This window comes from Sphingomonas sp. Leaf343, assembly GCF_001423765.1.
Taxonomy (GTDB): domain Bacteria; phylum Pseudomonadota; class Alphaproteobacteria; order Sphingomonadales; family Sphingomonadaceae; genus Sphingomonas.
Map to the genome: position 1 here is coordinate 160,589 of NZ_LMPG01000011.1, position 15,318 is coordinate 175,906.

Genomic DNA, 15,318 nt, shown 5'->3' on the forward strand with positions numbered 1-15,318 from the left:
TCACCTGAACACCCAGTTGCGTTGCAGCCCGAACGTCACCAGCGGCACGACGAACACCGCCGGCACCAGCGGCCACCATGTCGGCCCGTGCACGAACGGCCCCGTCACCAGCGCCCATGTAAACCCCTGATTGAGCAGGAAGCCCAGCGCCTGCACCACCGTGAAGCGCACTGCCGTGCTCCGGTCGCGCGTGCCGTGCCCGCGGAAACTGACCGCACCGTGCGCGAACCGGCCGACCGCGGTCGCCAGCACGAACGCGACCAGCACCGCCAGATTGGGGTTCATGACATAGGTGGCGAGCGGCCAGTACACCGCGGCATAGAACAGCGTCACCGCCACGCCGGTCACGCCGAACCGGACCAACTGGCCCAGCACGCCGCTCGTCCGCCATTGCTCGATCCTGGATGCCACGCTCGCCTGCCTGTTGGGTTGCCCGCCCTAGGGGGTGGACGGGGCGGGGGCAATGGTGGGGCGAGAGCCCGCGGCCGGCACCTCTGGCGGACCGCTGGTGCCGCTCCGATCCACCGGCATCCGGAGCGGGGATCGAAGCGCCTCCCCGATCCCTATTGCGCGAAACTCTTGACCTCGTCCTTCGTCAACAAGCCATCCGAATTCTTGTCCATCCCCCTGAAACCGGGGGCCATCATCCTCTCCCTAATCGCCACCCGCTGCTCCGCGCCGATCTTCTTCTGCGCGGCGGGATCCCCGGCGATCTTCGCGTCCAGCCGTCGATCCAGTTCCGCCTGAAACTCGCTCAGGCTCAACGCCCCGTCGCGGTTCGCATCCGCCGACGCGAGGAACGCGGCATCGAGCTGCATGTCCATCTTCAGCTCACGCTGTGGACTACCGGACGCCGACGGCGCAGCGCCGGATGCCGCCTGCAACAGGATCAGTAGAGACGCGCCAAGCATGTTCGGACTCCGTGATGGCCGGGGACGATGACGGGACAAGGTCGGATCCGGCCGGTGAACACTGCCTGAAGGCCGACCCTCCTATCGATAGCCGGCATTGCGCGATACGGCCGTCCTTCCCGCAGAGCATCGAGTTTCGGGAATTGCCGCCGATCGATCGTTGACGTAGCATCGTGACGTTCTCGGGAGTCTTTCGAAATGATCCAGCGTCACCGCTAAAGCGGCAAAGCATACGCCAGCGGAGTAATCCGCCGCCTAGACTCTGTTTTCGAGAACATCATGCAACGACTGAATAACAAGACGTGCGTCGTCACTGGCGCTGCGCGTGGCATCGGGCGCGCAATCGCAGCCCGTTTCCATGACGAAGGTGCCATGGTCATCGTCACCGACATTGACGAGGCGAAAGGAGCGGAAACGGCTGCTGAAATCGGGTGTCGGTTCGAACCGCTCGATGTGCGCGAGGAATCCGACTGGCGGCGGTTAGCCGGCGTCATTCCCGTAGCCGACGTGATGGTCAACAATGCTGGCGTGACGGGTTTCGAAGCCGGCATGGCTCCGCACGACCCGGAACACGCCAGCCTCGCGGATTGGCGCGAGGTTCACCGGGTCAACCTCGACGGGACGTTCCTTGGTTGTCGCTACGCGATCGGCGCGATGAAGACTGCGGGGGCGGGTTCGATCATCAACATATCCTCCCGCTCGGGGCTGGTCGGCATCCCCGGCGCTGCGGCTTATGCCTCGTCCAAAGCGGCGATCCGCAACCACAGTAAGACAGTCGCGCTCTACTGCGCGCAACAGGGTTGGAAGATACGCTGCAACTCGGTCCACCCGGCCGCTATCCTCACGTCGATCTGGGAGCCGATGCTTGGCAATGGTCCCGATCGGGACGCCAAGATGCGGGCGTTCGTTGCGGATACGCCGCTCAAGCGGTTCGGGATGCCCGATGAAGTCGCGGCGATTGCGGTAATGCTAGCTTCGGATGAAGCGACCTACGTCACCGGCACGGAGGTGAGCATCGACGGTGGGCTACTCGCCGGTTCTGCTGCTTCACCCCGCTAACAGCGGCGACGAGCGTGGTCGATCACGCCCGTCAGCCTTTCCCGCAAACGATGGTGTAATGGCAAACGCTGGTTTGACGAGAAGCATTATCTCGCCGTCGCGACCGGTAGCAGCCCTACAGCACGCCGATATTTTGCAGCCACTGCTTGACTTGGCCGGGCCACTCCCTTGTGATGGGATCAGCGGTCGGCCGCATTCCGAAAGCATGACCACCCTTGGCGTACAGGCGCATATCCACCGACACGCCAGCATCGTTCAATGCCAGCGCGTAAGCCATCGGCTCCCGGATATCGTCGACGGGATCGTTCATTGCATGGATGATGAGTGTGGGGGGTGCCTTGGGGCTGATCTTCACCCAAGGCTTAAGTTCGAGATTGTTCCTGCTCTTGCTGTTGTCCAGCATACGCGCCGTATAGACGACAATCGCAAAGTCGGGTCGGGGAGATTGCCGATCGGCTGCATCGGCAAGCGGGTAGGTACGCTCTTCGGTGTTACTCATGTTCGCTACCAGATAAGCACCTGCGGAGAAACCAATCACGCCGATCTTGTGTGGATCGATCCCATGGGTCGATGCCTGCTGTCGCAGTAGCCCCATTGCGCGCTGAGCGTCTTCCAATCCCAATAGCACCTTAGGCCGCTGCTGCTTTCCGTCCTCCTTCGGCCATACCTGCGGCGTCCGGTATTTCAGCATGACGCAGGTCATGCCCTGCTCGACTACCCAATCGCAGATCTCGGTGCCTTCCAAGTCGGTCGCGACCGCGTAGAAGCCGCCGCCTGGCAGAACCATCATCGTCGCGCCGGTATTTCGGCCGTTTGGCTTGTAGATGGTCATGGTCGGCCGGGTGACGTAGCTCGCCCAGTGCCACTTCCTGCCACCAACAAGCGGTGAGCCGTTGCCCGTTGCTTCGGCCTCAACGCCGGTGTCCGGCTTCGCAAGAGCGACGTTCGCAGGCCATAACGGCACCTGCGTGCCGCCAGCGGTCGGTTGCCACACGCCCTTTCGTTCCACCTTCGGAACTTCAATCCTGTCTGGCGAACTGTCGTTCTTGCTGGCTTGGCCGCAGGCCGCTCCAGCGAGGCCAAGTGCGAGGAGCAACGGCCCGACAAATCGGAAGCGCGACAAATCCGATCTCCAATTCTGAAGGCGCAACCCGCGGTTGAGAATCATCCGGGGTGCGATGGATGCAGGTTAATGGCGACTGCTATTCCCGCAAGCCGCTGCTTCCCACAAACGCAGGAATTGCGGGACAGTGGCCCAAGCGATTGCTCCGAGAGCCATCAAGATCTCCTGGTTTTCTCCAAATCTGTTCTCGATTGCTCTTTCCCGAAATGGCCGATTGGGGACGGAAAAATGGGAAAGGTTGCACTTAGCGGACGACCATGATCGGCAGCCTGAACGTGCGCCATGGAGCGCTTCGGGACATAGCCGATCACGGGCATTCCGCCTGATAGAACCACCATCGCGGCCCCGCCGCCGCACGCCGACACCTCGCCGCCCCGCCCCCCGTTGCTCCCGGCCCGGACACTCCCTAGAGCGACAGGCCACACCGCGGGGCGGACAGGGTTCGGGGAAGCAGCGTCTTGATCGCCAATGAAGATCGGTCCCGGCCCGTTCGGCCGCCATCCGGCACCCCCGCCATGTCCGGCCCGCTGGTCCGGGATCTCGAACGCCGCTGGCTCGGCTTCGCGCTGCTGGCATGGGCGGTCGTCGCAGCATGGTATGTGTTCGATCACTGGAATGCCGTCCGCTATCTGTCGCTGGGCGACACCGACGACAATATGCGCCTCGCTCAGGTGCGCGCATGGCTGGGCGGTCAGGGCTGGTCGGATCTGCGCCAGTATCGCCTGAACCCGCCCGCCGGATTCGACATCCACTGGAGCCGCATCGTCGACCTGCCGATCGCCGGCCTGATCCTGTTCTTCCGCCTGTTCACCAGCAACGCGTGGGCCGAACGGCTGGCGTGCGGCATCGCGCCGCTGCTGCCGCTGTCGATCGTCTTCGTCGCCCTGTCGGCGATGGTCCGCCGCCTCGTCGCGCCGCTGGCATGGACATTGGCGCTCGTCATCCTCGTCACCGGCGCGACCGCGACGATGCTGATGTTCATGCCCGAACGCATCGATCACCACGGCTGGCAGCTCGCCTGCCTTGCCGTCACCGTCGCGGGGCTCGGCGATCGTCGGGGTCCGCGCGGCGGCGCGCTCGTCGGGTTGGCCAGCGCGATGTCGCTCGCGATCGGGCTGGAACTGCTGCCCTATGCCGCGATGGCCGGCGCGATCATCGCGCTGCGCTGGGTGTGGGACCCGCGGGAGGCGCGGCGGCTGGCCGTCTACGCGCTGACGCTGGGCGGCGGCGGCGCGATCGGCTTCGCGCTGTTCGCGTCGGACGCCAATCATGCGATGCGCTGCGACGCGCTGACGCCCGTCTGGCTCAGCGTCGTCGTCGCGGCGGGGGCGCTGCTGTTGCTGCTCGCCTTGCTGTCGCCCCGATCGGCGGGCGTCCGGCTCGGGCTGGCGCTCGTCGCCGGCGGGGTGATCGCCGCCGGGTTCGTCCACTTCTTCCCGCAATGTCTCGGCCGTCCCGAGGGGGTCTCGCCCGAACTGGCGCGCAACTGGCTGGACAATGTCCGCGAAGCCAAGCCGATCTACAAACACCCGTTCCGCGTCGCCTTTCCGATCGTCGCGCTGCCCGCCATCGGCCTGATCGGCGCGTTCGTCGCCGCGTGGCGGGCGCGGCGCGGACCGCAGGCGGTCGGCTGGGCCGCGGTCGCGCTGTTCAGCGCGTTCGCGGTGGCGATGCTGTTCTGGCAGGCGCGCGCCGGCCCCGCCGCGCAGTTGCTGGCGATTCCCGGCGCGGTGGCCCTCGCGTGGCTGCTGCTGCCATGGCTGTTCAACCACCGGCTGATGCCGGTGCGCGTGTTCGGCACCGTGATCGGCTTCCTCGTCGTCTCCGGCCTGTTTGCCGGCCTCGCGATCAAATACCTGCCGATCGACCGGCCGACGACCTATACGCGCCGCGTCAACGCCGCGACCGGGGAGTGTCTCCGCACCTCGCGGCTGATGACGCTCGACCGCATTCCGCGCGCGACGATGTTCACCTTCGTCGATCTCGGCCCGCGCCTGATCGTCGTCACGCATCACGATGCGATCGCCGGGCCGTACCACCGCAATGGCGACGCGATCCTCGACGTGCAGCATGCCTTCGGCCGTTCGCCGATGGAGGCGCGCGCGATCATGAAGCGGCACGGCGCGACGATGTTGCTGGTCTGTCCGGACATGGCGGAGGCGACGATCTACCGGGCGCGCAACCCCGGCGGCTTTTACGACCGGCTGGCGCATGGGCGGACGTTAGACTGGCTGACGCCGGTGCCGCTGGTCCGCGGCTCGCCCTACCGGCTGTACCGTATCGACTAGGAAACGGTTTGTTTCATCCTCGGGACGCCCTTAACCATTCGAGATTTCATATACGATCGCGATGAAGACGCTTCGCCCCACCGACCAACACCGGGAACTGGCCGCGATGATCGCCGAGTCGCTGTCGCTTGCCGATTCGCTCGGGCTGCACCGCGTCGGCATCGGGCTGAACGACGCGCTCGAACAGCTGACCGGCTTCGGCTACGCCCCGCCGGGGACGGAGCCGGCCGTCAACGCAGCGTGACCGCCAGCCCGTCCATCACGAACTGAACCGCCAGCGCCGCCAGCAACACGCCCAGCAGGCGCGTGATGACCGCCTCGATCTTCGCACCCAGCATCCGCATCAAAGGCCCCGCCGCCAACAAACTCACCAGCGTCAGCAACAGGATCGACGCCAGCGCGGCCATCACTACCGCCGACCGTTCAAGGCCGTCGTTGCGACTCATCAGCAGCATGACCGAGGCGATCGATCCTGGTCCGGCGATCATCGGCATCGCCATCGGAAAGATCGAAACGTCCTCCGCTTCGTCGGAAGAGATGTTGGCGGCCCGGTCCTCGCGCCTTTGCGTGCGCTTCTCGAACACCATCTCCAGCGCGATCAGGAACAGCATGATCCCGCCCGCGATGCGGAAACTGGCGAGGCTGATGCCGAGCCCCCGCAGCAAAGCTTCTCCGAACAAGGCGAACACGACCAGGATCGCCGCCGCGACACCCACCGCGCGCACCGCCATAGTGCGGCGGTGGATCGGCGTCGCGCCCGCCGACAGGCCGGCATAGATCGGCGCGCAACCGGGCGGATCGATAACGACGAAGAACGTGATCAGCGACGAGACGAACAGCTCCAGCAGGCCGGACGTGCTCACAACTCCGGCTCGGCGACGCCGGCGCGGCGGCTGGCGGCGACCAGCGTATTGCGCAGCAGGCAGGCGATCGTCATTGGCCCGACACCTCCCGGCACCGGCGTGATCGCCCCCGCGACCTGCACCGCGCTGTCGAAATCGACGTCGCCGACCAGCCCGTCGTCGGTGCGGTTGATGCCGACGTCGATCACGGTCGCGCCCGGCTTGATCCAGCCGCCCTCGATCATCTTCGGGATACCAACCGCCGCGACGACGATATCCGCCCGCCGCACCGCTGCGAACAGGTCCCGCGTACGACTATGCGCGATCGTCACCGTGCAGCTTTCCGCCAGCAGCAACTGGGCCATCGGCTTCCCGACGATGTTCGACCGCCCGACCACCACGGCATCCAGACCCGCAAGGTGGCCATGCACCGCCTTCAGCATCATGATACAGCCGAGCGGCGTACACGGCACCAGTGCCGGCAATCCGGTCGCCAGCCGTCCCGCGTTGACGGGGTGGAAACCGTCGACATCCTTCGCCGGATCGATCGCCGCGATGACCGCGTGGCTGTCGATGTGCGAGGGCAGCGGCAACTGCACCAGGATGCCGTCGACGCTGTCGTCGGCGTTGAGTTCCGCGACCAGCTCCAGCAACCCGGTCTGGTCGACATCGACCGGCAGGCGATACTCGATGCTGTTCATGCCGGCCGCGGTCGTCGCCTTGCCCTTCGAGCGGACATAGACCGAAGACGCGGGGTCGTCCCCCACCAGCACGACAGCCAGCCCCGGCCGGCGTCCGGTCGCAGCGGTAAAGCTCGCGACCCCCTCCGCGACGCGCTGGCGCAGGGCGGCGGCGTGCGCCTTGCCGTCGATGATCGTGGCGGAAGAGCTGGGAGCCGTCATGGCCCGCCCCCTTAATGCCAAGCCGCCACTTTCGCCAGTGTAGCGAATGCGGCCGATCAAACTCCCGCGGTCGCCGCCATATAGTTCATCATGATGTTGGGCAGCACGATGTTGGACAGGATATAGACGATCAGCAGCACGACCATCGGCGACAGGTCCAGTGCGCCGAAATCGGGCAGGATGCGGCGGATCGGCCGGTACAGCGGTTCAGTGATCCGTTGCAGCGCGTTCCATACCGTCCGCACGAAGTCGCTATACGTGTTGATGACGTTGAACGCGATCAGCCACGACAGGATCGCCTGCACGACGATGACCCACCACAGGACGTTGAGGAGCAACTGGACGATCTGGAGGATGGCGATCAAGGCGGGAACTCTCCGAAACGGGTGTCACCGGCATCTATAGGGTGTCGCGAGCCCCGGGAGAACCCGACGCCCGCAAAAACCGCTTCGCGCAGACATGCGGCCTACCGCGCCGCCTTCGCGCTCACCAGCGTACCCGCACCCTGACGCGTGAAGATTTCCAGCAGCATCGCATGCGGGATTCGCCCGTCGAGGATCACCGCTGCGTCGACGCCCGATTGCACGGCAGCCACGCACGTTTCGATCTTGGGGATCATCCCGCCGGTGATCGTTCCGTCCGCGCGCAGTTCCTCGACCGCGGCCGGGTCGAGCGAGGTCAGCAGTTCGCCCTGCTTGTCCAATACCCCCGCGACATCGGTCAGCAGGAAGAACCGCGACGCGCCCATTGCCGCCGCGATCGCGCCGGCCATCGTGTCGGCGTTGATGTTGTAAGTCGTTCCGTCCGCACCGACCCCGACCGGCGCGACGACCGGGATGATGCCCGCGTTGGACAACGTATCGAGGATGCTGCGATCCACGGCGATCGGCTCCCCGACGAAGCCCAGATCGACATGCCGCTCGATCCCCTGCAACGGGTCGGGATCGCGCAGGCCCACCTTCTCCGCCAGCACCAGCCCGGCATCCTTGCCGGATATGCCGACCGCGCGCCCGCCCGCCTGACCGATCCAGCCGACGATATCCTTGTTGATCGATCCCGCCAGGACCATCTCGGCGATCTTCGCGGTTTCCGCATCGGTCACGCGCAGCCCGTTCACGAACCGTGATTCAACGCCCAGCCGCTTCAGCATCGCGCCGATCTGCGGCCCGCCTCCGTGAACGACGACGGGATTGATTCCGACTGCCTTCAGCAGCACCACGTCCTCCGCGAAGTCGCGCTGCAACTCCGGATCGCCCATCGCGTGCCCGCCATATTTCACGACGAAGGTCTGGCCGGCGTAGCGCTGGAGATACGGCAACGCCTCGGTCAGCGTCTCCGCCTTGGCGAGCAGGGCGGCATCGGGAGAGTTATCGGTCATGATTGCGCCCTTAGCGGCCACCGTAACCAGACGAAAGCGGATGTCGTTGTGCGCTGGTCCTGACGGCGTATGGACGTCATCCAACCGATCGCGAGGATCGACGTCGAGAGCAGCGATCGTGATGATGACGCCCGAACCCGACGCACTGGCAGCCTTCGTGGCCGGCGTCGCCCCAGTGAAAGGCCCGCGCCTACCGATCCAGCCGCCGCCCCAGCCCCACGAACAGATAGATCGCTGGCGGCACCAGCACCGCCGACAGCACCACCTTCGCCAGCATCTGCCCGGCCAGCAACTCCCCGATCGGAAAGATGCCCAGGAACGCGATCGACACGAACAGCAAGGTGTCGACGATCTGGCTCAGGATGCTGGCGATTCCCGCGCGCAGCCATAGCAGCGTCGCGCCCTCCCGCCCTTTCAGCCATGAAAAGATCGTGACGTTCAGCGTCTGCGAGATGCCATAGGCGACGATCCCGCCCAGCCAGATGCGGGGCGTGCCGCCCATCATCAGCGCGAACGCGTCGCGACGCGCCGGCTCCATCTGCGGGCTCGCCGGCACCGCCAGCACGATCACCGCCAGCAGGATCGACACGATCAGCGGCACGAACCCGATCCGCACCAGCCAGTTGGCGATGTCGCGCCCGTGCAATTCCGCGACCGCCGACGAGGTGACGACCAGCAACAGGAACGCAAAGATCCCCGCCTCGACCGCCAGCGGCCCGAGCGCCACCTGCTTGTTGCCGAGCACCCCGGCGATGCAGACCATCCCGCCGTAGAAGATCGAAAAAGCGAACAGGGATCGGGGGATGCGGAGCGCGGTATCCATCGTCGCAGTGCTAGCGTCCGCTTGCGACGGGTACAATCGCGCGCTTTCGGGCAGTCGTCCGGGCGCCCCGAACCTCGGGGCTGTCCTACACCCCCGATTATTGCCATAACCCGCGGCGACATCAAGGTTGGGGGCGTACGAAACGTCCCAAGAAGGGGCTGTTTGCCGTGACGTTTGGGACCATTCGCGCGTTTTTCAGCCGGACGCGCCGTTCGTGAGCCGCTTCCTGATCGGTATCGCCGGCATCGTCGTCATCCTCGGCATCGCCGTGCTCCTCTCCAGCGATCGCCGGGCGATCCGCCTGCGCGTGGTGGGATCGGCGTTCGCGTTGCAGGCGGGCATCGCGGTGCTGGTGCTCTACGCCCCGTGGGGGCGCTCCGTGCTGGCGTTCCTGTCCGGCGGCGTCGCCGACCTGCTGAGCTATGCCAAGGCCGGGACCGATTTCCTGTTCGGGCCGCTCGCGACGCCGGCGATCGGCGGCAACAGCTTCGCGATCGCGGCACTGCCCGTCATCATCTTCTTCGCCAGCCTCGTCTCGATCCTCTATTATCTCGGCGTCATGCAATTCGTGGTGCGCTGGATCGGCGGCGGCATCGAAAAGGTGATCGGCGTGTCGAAGGTCGAATCGCTCTGCGCGGCGGCGAACATCTTCGTGGGCCAGTCCGAATCGCCGCTCGTCATCCGGCCCTACCTCGCCGGGCTGACCCCGCCGCAATTGTTCACCGTGATGACCAGCGGCATGGCCGGCGTCGCAGGCACGATCCTCGCGGCCTATGCGTCGATGGGCATCTCGATCGAATATCTGCTCGCGGCCAGTTTCATGGCCGCGCCGGGTGGCATCCTGATGGCGAAGATCATCATGCCCGACACGCGCATGCCGGTGCAGGGCGAACTGCCGCTGGGCGATACGCACGTCCGCGACGTGCATCTGGCAGAGGCACGGATCAGCGGCGTCGGCCCTGCGGCGCTGCTGCCGGAGGGGACCCCCGGCGAACCCTTGCCCGATGCCTCGCATGACGAGGAACGGCCCGCCAACCTCATCATGGCCGCCGCGCAGGGCGCCCAGACCGGCGTCAAGCTTGCGGTCGCGGTTGGTGCGATGGTGCTGGCGTTCGTCGCCCTCGTGGCGCTCGCGAACGGGCTACTCGGTGGCCTTGGCAACATGGTCGGGCTACCCGGCCTGTCGTTCCAGGGGCTGCTCGGCTACGTCTTCGCGCCGGTGCTGTTCCTGCTCAACGTGCCCTGGACGGAGGCGGGCATCGCCGGAGGGCTGTTCGGCCAGAAGATCGTTCTGAACGAATTCGTCGCCTATATCTCGCTCGGCCAGCAGGCGGCGGCGCTCAGCCCGCGTACCGTCGCGATCGTGACCTTCGCGCTGTGCGGGTTTGCGAATTTCTCGTCGATCGCGATCCAGATGGCGGTGACGGGCAGCCTCGCCCCCGATCAGCGGCCGATGATCGCCAGGCTGGGTATCCGCGCGCTCGTCGCCGGCAGCCTCGCGAACCTGATGTCCGCCGCGCTCGCCGGTCTCCTGATCGGCTGAGAAGGGGGAGGAGCCGAAGCCCCTCCCCCTCACGAACTCAGACGAAGCGAACTGCCGTCCGGCGACGGCGCATCGCACCGCCGATTAGTCCGACGCCCGCGATCATCATCGCCCACGTGGCGGGCTCCGGGACCGCCCCCGTCAGCGACAGATATTCGCCGCGCGACAGCTTGAAGCTGTAGACCAGATTGGGGATCAGCGACTGACCGGTCGGACACATATCCCCCAGCGCCACCTGCGACCGCGCGGTGTTGGCCGCATTGACGCACACGTCAAACTGCGTGCCCGCGCCGTTCTGCGTCACGGAGAAGTCGTTGTCGGTGATGACCACCAGCGTGATGCCGCCATCCGCCGTCCGCGGCCCGAAGGTGAAGCCCTCGATCTTTTCCGGCACTTGCAGGCCCCGGGCCTTCAGCGCAGCGGCGATGTCGATGAACGGCGTCGCGTCCTTCTTCGCCGCGACGACACCCGTCGGCAGCGCATTGGTGCCGGCCAAGCTGACGTTCGCCACGTTCGTCGCGCCGGTCAGGTCGATCTGGTAGATGCGCTTGGACGCGACCTCGGTCGATGCGGTTTCGTCGACGCTCAGTCCGCGATTGTCGCGCTCCAGCACCAGGAACTTGCCGTTGCCCAGCGACTGGATCGCCGACACGCCGATCGACCGCCCCTGATTGTTCGCCCCGAACGTGTCGATGACGCGCGCGTTGATGTCGGCACGATCCTCCAGTTGATAGATGAACTGCCCGGTCGACTGGCCGGATGCGATATCGAACGCGACGATGCGGACGTTGCGGCTAAAGCGCCCGTCCGCGCCGCCATTGTTCGCACGCCCCTCGTCGACCAGCGGGTCCTGCAGGATGGCATAGGCCGTCTTGCCGTCCGGCGTCACCGTCAGCCCCTCGAACCCACGATTGTCCTGACGGCCGTTCACGATTGTCGGTCGGCCGTCGACATGGTTCAGCGTACCGTTCGCATCCTTGGGCAACAGGTTGGCCGGCGTCGTGAAACTGCGGATCATCCGCCCGTTCGCGTCGAACTCGTACAGCGACGGACCATATTCGTCCGACACGAGGAAATTGCCGTTCGCCAGCCGCGCCAGCCCTTCGGAATCGAACGATCGGCCGAGCGTCGCGGCATTGCCGTTCAGCAGGCGCGGATTCAGGCCGTTGAATGCCTGACCGTTCATGTCTGTGAACACCGTCGTACGCTGCAAGGTGAAGCCGCCGATCGCACCGGTCGAATCGATGTTCAGCGAGAACGCCTGCATCCGCGGGGCAAAGGACAGCACGCCACCCCCCGGCCCGCGATCCGTGATGCCATAGAACAGCCCGTCCGTGGCGTTGTAGACGAGGTCGGATCCGAACCCGCCCAACCGGTTGTTGCCGGTCCCGGTAAAGCCCGACAGATCCGTGCCGTTGGCGACCGACAGGCTGGAGACGAAGCTGGCCGCATGGGCGGGAATGGCCGGTAGAGCGGCGGCGATCAGTAAGGTGGCGATACGGCGCATCGTGATTCACTCCCTGTTAACCGTTCGGCCAAACAGGAACATGGTGACGTGCCCGTGACGTTTCGGCGACGGAATGACGACTCTGCCGCGGCTGCGGCAATTCTCCGAAATTCGTCAGAGGACTGCCGCACTCCCGCCTTTCTTATGGCATCATCACCGTATCGATGACGTGGATGACTCCGTTCGACTGATACACGTCGGCGACCCTGATCCGGCCCATATTGCCCTTGCCGTCCATGATGCCCCAGCCGGCACCCGCCTTATGGAACGTCAGCGGCTCGCCCTGCACGGTCGTGTAGGTCGCTGTGCCGCCGTTGGCCTTGGCCTTCGCCGCGATCTCCTTCGCGGTGATGCGGCCAGGCACGACGTGATAGGTCAGGATACCCGTCAGCGTCGCCTTGTTCTCCGGCTTCACCAGCGTGTCGACAGTGCCCGCCGGCAGCTTCGCGAAGGCGGCATTGGTGGGCGCGAAGACGGTGAACGGGCCGGGGCCGGACAGTGTCCCGACCAGATCCGCGGCCTTCACGGCAGCGACCAGCGTCGTGTGGTCCTTCGACGCCGCGGCATTTTCGACGATGGTCTTGGTCGGGTACATCGCGGCACCGCCGACCTTCGGATTCTTCTGCGCGTAGACCGCTCCGCCGCCCGCGACCATTGCGACGGCGGCCACGGCGTTCAGGATATTCCGGTTCATGCTGCTCTCCTCCGCGCCGTCAAGCGACGCGAAGGAGGTACGGACGACAAGGGTCGATTGATGCAAAGCAACCTCGCGTCCGGGCAACGTGCGTTACCCGTCGGCAAGATCAGCGCGTCGGCACCGGCGTCTCGCCCGAATAGTCGTAGAAGCCGCGCCCGGTCTTCTTCCCGTACCACCCCGCCTCGACGTATTTGACAAGCAGTGGCGCGGGCCGGAACTTGGGATCGCCTGTCCCCTCGAACAATACGCGGGTGATCTCCAGACACGTATCCAGCCCGATGAAGTCCGCCAGCGTCAACGGCCCCATCGGATGGTTCAGCCCCAATTGGCAGGCTGCATCGATGTCGGGGATCGTCGCCACGCCCTCGCCCAGCGCGAAGCACGCCTCGTTCAGCATCGGCATCAGCACGCGGTTGACGATGAAGCCCGGCGCATCGTTGGCGCGCACCACGCGCTTGCCCAGGGCCTGCGCGTAGCTCTCGACCGCCGCCACCGTCTCGTCCGACGTGGCGAGCCCGCGGATCAGCTCGATCAGGCCCATCACCGGCACCGGATTGAAGAAATGCACACCGACGAACCGCGCCGCGTCGGGTGCCGCCTGCGCCAGCCGCGTGATGGGAATCGACGAGGTGTTCGAAGCCAGCACCGCATCCGCGCGCAGCACCTTGCCGACATCGGCGAAGATCTGACGCTTGATCGCCTCGCGCTCCGTCGCGGCCTCAATGACGAGATCGCAGTCGCCCATCGCCGCGACCGCCTCTACGGGCTCGATCATCGCCAGTGCCGCATCGCGCGCTTCGCCGGTGATTTTCTCCTTCATCACCGCGCGCTCGAGCTGTCTGGCGATACCTGCCTTACCTTGTTCGGCCTGCGTCAGCGATACGTCGGCCAGCAACACCGTGAAGCCGGCCTGGGCAGACACTTGCGCGATTCCCGCGCCCATCTGTCCCGCCCCGATCACGCCGATAATCCGCATGCTGCTCTCTCCTCTGTGACCGCGCGCATAGCGGCTGCGGAACGTCATCGCCAGCACGGGGGTTTGTCCCTCCATGCGTATCGCTTTGCCTGCCGTTTCGGCCGTAGCCCTTGGTATCGTTCTACTTGGAGGCTGCACCGTCACGGACGCTCCACAGGCGAAGTCCAGCCCGACGCCTGGCGGGACGCGGGAAGCCCATGTCACACCGCAGTCTGCACCGACGCCGTCGGCCATCGTCAATGCCTCGACGACCCCGGCAAAGCCGGGCGAACAAAAGACGTTCGGAGACTGGATCGTTGCGTGCGACAACACTGCCTTGTGTCAAATGGCCTCGCTTGGCCCGGAGGATGGAGCTTTCCCCTTCCCGTCGGTGACGATGGCGGTGCTGCGCCAGCCGGGGCCGGACGGTGCGGTCGATCTGTCGTTCGACGTCGCGGGTGACGAAAAGCCCGTCCGTCCGGTTGCCGTGACAATAGACGGCCGCCGCATTGCACTGACGAATCTCAACGGGCCGGTCGCCGCTACCGTCGCCGCCGCCATGACGAACGGGACCGTGCTGACGGTGCTGGAGGCTGGCGACCGGCGGCGTGCGACCGTTTCGCTGAAGGGCGCGTCCGCCGCGTTGCGCTGGATCGATGCCCGGCAGGGTCGCGCCGGAACCGTCACCGCCCTCGTTGCGAAGGGAGACAAACCGGCCGCGTCGGTGCCGGGACGCCGCGCCGCGCCGATTATCAGGGCCGTCGTCGCAACCGGTCGTGCGGCGATGCCGACGCCGAAGCAACTTGCGGAGATGAAACGTCTGGCGGCGTGCGGCGAGGGCTTCGCCACGACGATGCAGCCGGAGACGCATGCGCTGGGCGGAGAAGCAACGCTCGTAATGCTGCCTTGCTCGTCCGGGGCCTATAACCTGTCCTCGGCGCTGTTCGTGATCCGCGGCGGCGACGTCGATGTTGCCAGGGCCGACGTGCCAACCGGTTTCGGCCCAACCCCTGCCGCCGGGGAGGATGTAACGACGTCGGTCGTCAACGGCGCATGGAAGGATGGCGAGCTCACCAGCTACGCGAAGGGTCGCGGCCTGGGTGACTGTGGCGTGACGCAAAAATTGGTCTGGGACGGCTCACGCTTCCGCCTGTCCGAACAGGCGGAGATGGGAGAGTGTCGAGGCAATCCCCATTACCTTACGACCTGGCGGGCGCAGGTGGTGCGGCAGTAGTCGGAGGTGCAGGGGCGATCCCCCACAATACCAATATTCGGTGCGGTCGAAACGAT

15 protein-coding genes and 2 pseudogenes are annotated in these 15,318 nt (G+C 65.8%); 5 read left to right on the forward strand and 12 right to left on the reverse strand.

Annotated features, from left to right (window positions below):
• Together ASG07_RS08380 and ASG07_RS08385 are read right to left on the reverse strand one after the other, a co-directional pair.
• Nucleotides 1-411: a GtrA family protein gene (locus ASG07_RS08380; RefSeq protein ID WP_236694606.1), complete on the reverse strand. Its 411-nt coding sequence runs from the start codon at nt 409-411 to the stop codon at nt 1-3.
• A 152-nt stretch (nt 412-563) separates the two neighbouring features.
• Nucleotides 564-911, reverse strand: coding sequence for a hypothetical protein (locus ASG07_RS08385; RefSeq protein WP_055844382.1), 348 nt, complete (start codon nt 909-911; stop codon nt 564-566).
• A gap of 279 nt (nt 912-1,190) precedes the next feature.
• Between ASG07_RS08385 and ASG07_RS08390 the strand changes: the two genes are divergently transcribed.
• A complete protein-coding gene (locus ASG07_RS08390) occupies nt 1,191-1,970 on the forward strand; it encodes an SDR family oxidoreductase (RefSeq protein ID WP_055844385.1) in 780 nt (259 codons plus the stop codon).
• A gap of 115 nt (nt 1,971-2,085) precedes the next feature.
• On the opposite strand, the gene ASG07_RS08395 is transcribed toward ASG07_RS08390, so the two are convergent.
• Entirely contained in the window at nt 2,086-3,138 is a 1,053-nt protein-coding gene (locus tag ASG07_RS08395; protein ID WP_082474669.1) for an alpha/beta hydrolase, read from the reverse strand.
• Nucleotides 3,139-3,608: 470 nt separating this feature from the next.
• Between ASG07_RS08395 and ASG07_RS08400 the strand changes: the two genes are divergently transcribed.
• Nucleotides 3,609-5,381: a hypothetical protein gene (locus tag ASG07_RS08400; RefSeq protein WP_055844388.1), complete on the forward strand. Its 1,773-nt coding sequence runs from the start codon at nt 3,609-3,611 to the stop codon at nt 5,379-5,381.
• A gap of 61 nt (nt 5,382-5,442) precedes the next feature.
• Entirely contained in the window at nt 5,443-5,625 is a 183-nt protein-coding gene (locus tag ASG07_RS08405; RefSeq protein ID WP_055844392.1) for a hypothetical protein, read from the forward strand.
• On the opposite strand, the gene ASG07_RS08410 is transcribed toward ASG07_RS08405, so the two are convergent.
• The 5 genes from ASG07_RS08410 to ASG07_RS08430 all read right to left on the reverse strand — a co-directional run bounded on the left by ASG07_RS08410 (nt 5,612) and on the right by ASG07_RS08430 (nt 9,326).
• A complete protein-coding gene (locus ASG07_RS08410; protein ID WP_055845006.1) occupies nt 5,612-6,229 on the reverse strand; it encodes a MarC family protein in 618 nt (205 codons plus the stop codon). The two genes, ASG07_RS08405 and ASG07_RS08410, sit on opposite strands and share 14 nt — an antisense overlap.
• A gap of 11 nt (nt 6,230-6,240) precedes the next feature.
• Nucleotides 6,241-7,125, reverse strand: coding sequence for a bifunctional methylenetetrahydrofolate dehydrogenase/methenyltetrahydrofolate cyclohydrolase FolD (gene folD, locus ASG07_RS08415; RefSeq protein ID WP_055844395.1), 885 nt, complete (start codon nt 7,123-7,125; stop codon nt 6,241-6,243).
• Nucleotides 7,126-7,181: 56 nt separating this feature from the next.
• Complete coding sequence (locus tag ASG07_RS08420) at nt 7,182-7,490, reverse strand: YggT family protein (protein WP_055844398.1); 309 nt, start codon at nt 7,488-7,490, stop codon at nt 7,182-7,184.
• 101 nt (nt 7,491-7,591) lie between these two features.
• Nucleotides 7,592-8,503: an acetylglutamate kinase gene (argB, locus tag ASG07_RS08425; protein WP_055844401.1), complete on the reverse strand. Its 912-nt coding sequence runs from the start codon at nt 8,501-8,503 to the stop codon at nt 7,592-7,594.
• A gap of 190 nt (nt 8,504-8,693) precedes the next feature.
• The gene (locus tag ASG07_RS08430; RefSeq protein WP_055844405.1) at nt 8,694-9,326 is read right to left on the reverse strand and encodes a queuosine precursor transporter; all 633 of its coding nucleotides are present in this window, start codon (nt 9,324-9,326) and stop codon (nt 8,694-8,696) included.
• A gap of 214 nt (nt 9,327-9,540) precedes the next feature.
• Between ASG07_RS08430 and ASG07_RS08435 the strand changes: the two genes are divergently transcribed.
• Complete coding sequence (locus ASG07_RS08435) at nt 9,541-10,869, forward strand: NupC/NupG family nucleoside CNT transporter (protein ID WP_055844408.1); 1,329 nt, start codon at nt 9,541-9,543, stop codon at nt 10,867-10,869.
• A 37-nt stretch (nt 10,870-10,906) separates the two neighbouring features.
• Here ASG07_RS08435 and ASG07_RS18130 read toward each other — a convergent pair.
• From ASG07_RS18130 to ASG07_RS08450, 4 genes and pseudogenes are all read right to left on the reverse strand, one after another.
• Nucleotides 10,907-11,005, reverse strand: a pseudogene (locus ASG07_RS18130) (PEPxxWA-CTERM sorting domain-containing protein); the annotation flags it as partial.
• 183 nt (nt 11,006-11,188) lie between these two features.
• Nucleotides 11,189-12,376, reverse strand: a pseudogene (locus ASG07_RS08440) (esterase-like activity of phytase family protein); the annotation flags it as partial.
• 142 nt (nt 12,377-12,518) lie between these two features.
• Nucleotides 12,519-13,070: a fasciclin domain-containing protein gene (locus ASG07_RS08445; RefSeq protein ID WP_055844411.1), complete on the reverse strand. Its 552-nt coding sequence runs from the start codon at nt 13,068-13,070 to the stop codon at nt 12,519-12,521.
• 109 nt (nt 13,071-13,179) lie between these two features.
• Complete coding sequence (locus ASG07_RS08450) at nt 13,180-14,049, reverse strand: 3-hydroxybutyryl-CoA dehydrogenase (protein WP_055845012.1); 870 nt, start codon at nt 14,047-14,049, stop codon at nt 13,180-13,182.
• Between the two features lie 73 nt (nt 14,050-14,122).
• On the opposite strand from ASG07_RS08450, the gene ASG07_RS08455 reads away from it, so the two are divergent.
• Nucleotides 14,123-15,262, forward strand: a complete 1,140-nt coding sequence (locus ASG07_RS08455) for a DUF1176 domain-containing protein (protein ID WP_082474673.1) — start codon at nt 14,123-14,125, stop codon at nt 15,260-15,262.
• The last annotated feature ends 56 nt before the right edge of the window (nt 15,263-15,318 follow it).